At 65.6% G+C, this 4,988-nt stretch carries 4 protein-coding genes; 2 read left to right on the top strand and 2 right to left on the bottom strand.

The genetic code is table 11. The features are described from left to right. The coding region (locus HMPREF1138_RS00175; RefSeq protein WP_039936234.1) for an IS3 family transposase at positions 1-396 on the top strand (396 nt) is incomplete at its 5' end. Positions 397-516: 120 nt separating this feature from the next. Here HMPREF1138_RS00175 and HMPREF1138_RS00170 read toward each other — a convergent pair. Both HMPREF1138_RS00170 and ilvD read right to left on the bottom strand, forming a co-directional pair. Further along, positions 517-1,566 carry a lipoate--protein ligase family protein gene (locus tag HMPREF1138_RS00170; RefSeq protein WP_039936232.1) on the bottom strand — a complete coding sequence of 350 codons (1,050 nt, stop codon included), beginning with the start codon at positions 1,564-1,566 and terminating at the stop codon, positions 517-519. 23 nt (positions 1,567-1,589) lie between these two features. Then, the gene (ilvD, locus tag HMPREF1138_RS00165; protein WP_009055043.1) at positions 1,590-3,437 is read right to left on the bottom strand and encodes a dihydroxy-acid dehydratase; all 1,848 of its coding nucleotides are present in this window, start codon (positions 3,435-3,437) and stop codon (positions 1,590-1,592) included. Positions 3,438-3,759: 322 nt separating this feature from the next. On the opposite strand from ilvD, the gene HMPREF1138_RS00160 reads away from it, so the two are divergent. After that, positions 3,760-4,953: a cobalamin-independent methionine synthase II family protein gene (locus tag HMPREF1138_RS00160; RefSeq protein ID WP_009055041.1), complete on the top strand. Its 1,194-nt coding sequence runs from the start codon at positions 3,760-3,762 to the stop codon at positions 4,951-4,953. Positions 4,954-4,988 lie beyond the last annotated feature (35 nt).

Raw genomic sequence — 4,988 nt, 5'->3', positions numbered from 1 at the left:
CAACACCTGGCTTTCCGCGTTGAGCGGCGCATGGGAGCCGCCGACGTGATCGAAATGCTTGACCTGGCTGTCCTGGCACATGGGGCACCCCAGGTGCTTCGGGCCGATAACGGGCCCGAATTCATCGCCGGAGCCTTGGGGCGCTGGGCCAGCGAGCATGACACGCTCCAAGCGTTCATCCCACCGGGCCAGCCCTGGCATAACGGATTCGTGGAGTCCTTACACAACCGCATGCGCGACGAACTCCTCGAGGACAACATGTTCGAGGATCTCAACCACGCGCGCGCCCTGATTGGCGCCTGGTCCCAGCGCTACAATGAAGAACACCCCCACAGCGCGCTAGGCTGGCTCTCACCCAACCAATACGCACGCCAATGGGCACAACACCACCAATAACAACCAACAACCCTCAAAACACCCGGTCCACAAAACCAGACCAGGCCACGGCCTCGTCAATGAACGAGAGCCGAAGCGGGCCCGGGAACGCCCGGCTCGCGCCGAGCCAGACATCCGTACTCAGGGGATGCGGTGCACCCACTCCTCGCGCGCGAACTTCGTCTCGCAGCGCTCGCGTGCGACCGCGAGGTCCTCGGCGGTGATGGTGCCGACACTCGCGTTGTACTTCTCTTTAAAGTGGTCGAAGAACGCCTGGAGGATCTCCTCGCGGGGAAGGCCAGTCTGGGAGCGCATGGGGTCCACGCGCTTGACGGCACTGCGGGTGCCCTTGTCGCGGATCTTCTCCATGCCGATGCGCAGGACCTCGTTCATCTTGATGGCGTCGATGTCGTAGGCCATGGTCACGTGGTGGACCATGTAGCCATTCGCCCAGCGCTTCTGCGCGGCGCCGCCGATCTTTCCGTACTCGGAGGCGATGTCGTTGAGCGGCACGTAGGTGGCTTTGATGCCCAGCTTGTCCAGGACCTCCATGACCCACTGATCCAGGTACGGGTATGCCTGCTCGAAGCTCATTCCCTCCACGAGGGCGGTGGGGATGACGAGCGAGTAGGTGATGCAGTTGCCGGGCTCCATGAACATGGCGCCGCCGCCGGTGACGCGCCGCGACACGGTGATGCCGTAGCGCTCGACGCCGTCCTGTTGGATTTCGTTCTGGTAGGACTGGAAGGAGCCGATGACGACCTGGGGGCCGTTCCACTCCCACAGGCGCATGAAGGGCTTGCGGCGCCCCGCGGCCACGTCTTCGACCAGGGTTTCGTCCATGGCGACGTTGATCATCGGGTCGACGACGGGGCCGTGGATCACGTCGAAGTCGATGTCGTCCCACGACAGGGCGGCGCCCAGCGCACGGCGCACGGCGATGCCAATGGCCTCGGGGGTCACCCCCATGAGCGTGTCGCCCTCGTGGAGGGCACCGGCGACGCGCGCGGCCAGGTCCTTCGCGCTCGACGAGGCCGGGGCCCCTTCGAGGGACGCGGTGATCCGGGTGAGCGCGTCGTCGGGGTCGAGGAAGAAGTCGCCCGACACGCTCACGCGCGCGAGGCGATCCTCCTCCACGTCGGTGTCGACGACGACGAGCTTTCCTCCGGGGACTTTGTACTCTCCATGCATGCCCACGATTGTAGGCGCCCCGCTCACACCCAGTCGGGCAGGACGCGCACGCCGCCCTTGTCGGCGGAGGCGGCGAGCATGCCGTAGACGCGCAGGGCGTCGGAGACCTGGCGGGGGCGAGGCTTGGAAGGCTTCCAGGGGGCGGCGCCCTTTTCGGCGCGGCGGCGCTCGAGCTCCTCGTCGCTCACGTTCGCTCGCAGGATGCGGTTGTTGACGTCGATTTCGATCTCGTCGCCGGTGCGCACGAGGCCGATCGCGCCGCCTGCCGCGGCCTCGGGCGAGATGTGTCCGAGGGAGATGCCGGACGTGCCGCCGGAGAAGCGGCCGTCGGTGATGAGCGCGCACTTCTTGCCCAGGCCCAGGCCCTTGAGGTAGGAGGTCGGGTAGAGCATTTCCTGCATGCCGGGGCCGCCCTTGGGGCCCTCGAACAAGATGACGACGACGTCGCCTTCGGTGACTTGCTTGCTGAGGATGGCCTCGACGGCTTCTTCCTGGGATTCGACGACGAAGGCCTTGCCGACGAAGTGGAAGAGGGACTCGTCGATGCCGGCGGACTTGATGATCGCGCCGTTGGCGGCAATGTTTCCGTAGAGGACGGCCAGGCCGCCGTCCTTCGTGTAGGCGTGGTCGACGGAGCGGATGCAGCCGGCCTCAGAGTCGGTGTCGAGGGACTCGAAGAGGTTGGCGGTTGAGAAGGCCTGGGTGGTGCGCACGCCGCCGGGGGCGGCGAGGAAGCGGTGCTTGGCCTCGTCGGTGGCGGTTCCGCTGCGCACGTCCCATGCGCCCAGCCAGTTCTCCAGGTTGTCGGAGTGGACGGAGTGGACGTCGCGGTGGAGCAGGCCGGCGCGGTCGAGCTCGCCGAGGAGGGCGGGGATGCCGCCGGCGCGGTGGACGTGCTCGATGTGGTAGGTCGTGGAGTTGGGGGCGACCTTGCACAGGCAGGGCACGCGGCGCGAGATCGCGTCGATGTCGTCGAGCGTGAAGTCGACGCCGGCCTCGTTGGCGATGGCGAGGATGTGCAGGACGGTGTTGGTGGAGCCTCCCATGGCCACGTCCAGGCTCATGGCGTTCTCGAAGGCGGCCTTGGTGGCGATGGAGCGCGGCAGGACGGAGTCGTCCTCGTTGTCGTAGTAGGCGCGGCACATGTCGACGATGCGCGTGCCGGCCTCGGTGAAGAGCTTCTTGCGTTCGATCTGGGTGGCCAGGGTGGTGCCGTTGCCGGGCAGGGCCAGGCCGATGGCCTCGTTGAGGCAGTTCATGGAGTTCGCGGTGAACATGCCGGCGCAGGAGCCGCAGGTGGGGCACGCGTTGGCTTCGATGCTGGCCAGCTGGTTGTCGCTGACGGAGTCGTCGACGGCCATGACCATGGCGTCGATGAGGTCGAGGCGGTGTTCGACGACGCCGTCGACGGCGGCGCCGGATTCCATGGGGCCGCCGGAGACGAAGATGGTGGGGATGTTCAGGCGCATGGCGGCCAGGAGCATGCCGGGGGTGATCTTGTCGCAGTTGGAGATGCACACGAGGGCGTCGGCGCGGTGCGCGTTCACCATGGTTTCTACGCAGTCGGCGATGAGGTCGCGGCTGGGCAGGGAGTAGAGCATGCCGTCGTGGCCCATGGCGATGCCGTCGTCGACGGCGATGGTGTTGAATTCCTTGGCGACGCCGCCGGCTGCTTCGATGGCTCCGGCGACGAGGTCGCCCAGGTTCTTCAGGTGCACGTGGCCGGGAACGAACTGGGTGTAGGAGTTGGCGATGGCGATGATCGGCTTGCCGAAGTCTCCGTCCGTCATGCCGGTGGCGCGCCACAGGGCGCGAGCTCCGGCCATGTTGCGGCCCTGGGTGGATGTTGCCGAGCGCAGCGGGCGACTCATGATGTGCCTTTCTTTTGCCTTGTAATGACTCCACCCTAGGAGCGTGAGCGCTGCGTTTCCGTGCGGGTTTCGTCTCATGGACGAGGCCGGGGCTGGGTGGGGGTGGTTTTCGCGCGGTATGTCGGGGGCTGTGGTGGGCGTGGCGCCGTGTCAGTGGGTGGACGCTTGCGGGCGCGAATGCAAGGAAAACGCAAGGGGTGCGTGCGTGAATTAGTGCCGTATCGAGAGAGTGGTTGATCGCATTGGTCACGCTTCGGACATTCGGCCTCGTTCTCGACGCGCGAAACGTAGGCTGAGGACACAGATTAGAGAAAGGACTGCGATGACCATTCGCACCACTCATGTTGGTTCCCTGCCCCGTACCCCCGAGCTGATCGAGGCGAATCGTGCGCGCCGTGAGGGTTCGCTCGGCGAGGCTGACTTCACGTCGCTGCTGCAGGATCAGGTTGACGGCGTTGTGAAGCGTCAGGCTGAGATTGGTCTGGATATCGTCAACGATGGCGAGTACGGTCACGCGATGATCGACACGGTTGATTACGGCGCGTGGTGGACGTATTCCTTCTCTCGTTTCGGTGGGCTGTCCTTTGAGGACGTGCAGCGTTTTGATGTGCGTCCCCCGGCTGGCCGTGACGGTCGTCTGTCTTTCTCGTCGTTTGCGGAGCGCCGCGACTGGCAACGTTTCGCGGACGCGTATGCGGATCCGGATTCGGGTATCCATATCGCCAACCGCAACCCGATCGCGTTCCCGACGATCACGGGTGAGCTGACCTATATCGGTGCTGAGGCCGTGGAGCGCGATATTGCGGGCACGAAGCACGCGCTGGAGGCGGCGGGCAAGCCCGTGTCGGATGGTTTCGTGGCGGCGATTTCGCCGGGTTCAGCGGCTCGCGTGGCTAATGCGTTCTACGAGGACGACGAGGCCGTGGTGTGGGCGTGCGCGGACGTGCTGCGCGAGGAGTACAAGCGCATTACGGACGCGGGTCTGACGGTGCAGATTGATGCGCCGGATATCGCAGAGGGCTGGGATCAGATGAACCCGGAGCCGTCCGTTGAGGATTACCGCGCGTTCTCGCGCGTGCGTATTGACGCGCTGAACCACGCGCTGGAGGGCATCAACCCGGATCTGGTGCGTTTCCACGTGTGCTGGGGTTCGTGGCACGGCCCGCACACGACGGATATTGCGTTCAAGGACATCGTGGATCTGGCCCTGCTGGTCAACGCGAATGGCCTGACGTTCGAGGCGGCGAATGCTCGCCACGCACACGAGTGGACGATCTGGCGCGACATCGAGCTTCCCGAGGGCAAGTACCTGATCCCGGGCGTGGTGTCGCACTCGACGAACGTTGTGGAGCACCCGGAGCTGGTTGCTCAGCGTATCCGCCAGTTCGCGGACATCGTGGGCGACGAGCGCGTCGTGGCGTCGACGGACTGTGGTCTGGGCGGCCGCATCTACCCGTCGATTGCGTGGGCGAAGCTGGAGGCTCTTGCCGAGGGAGCTCGTCTCGCATCGAAGTGATCGCCTGACTGCTGGCCTGGGGCGCGCGGGGTGGA

This window comes from Actinomyces sp. ICM58 (assembly GCF_000283035.1).
In the GTDB taxonomy this organism is placed as follows: Bacteria; Actinomycetota; Actinomycetes; order Actinomycetales; family Actinomycetaceae; genus Pauljensenia.
This window is presented reverse-complemented; position numbering and strand designations above follow the sequence as displayed.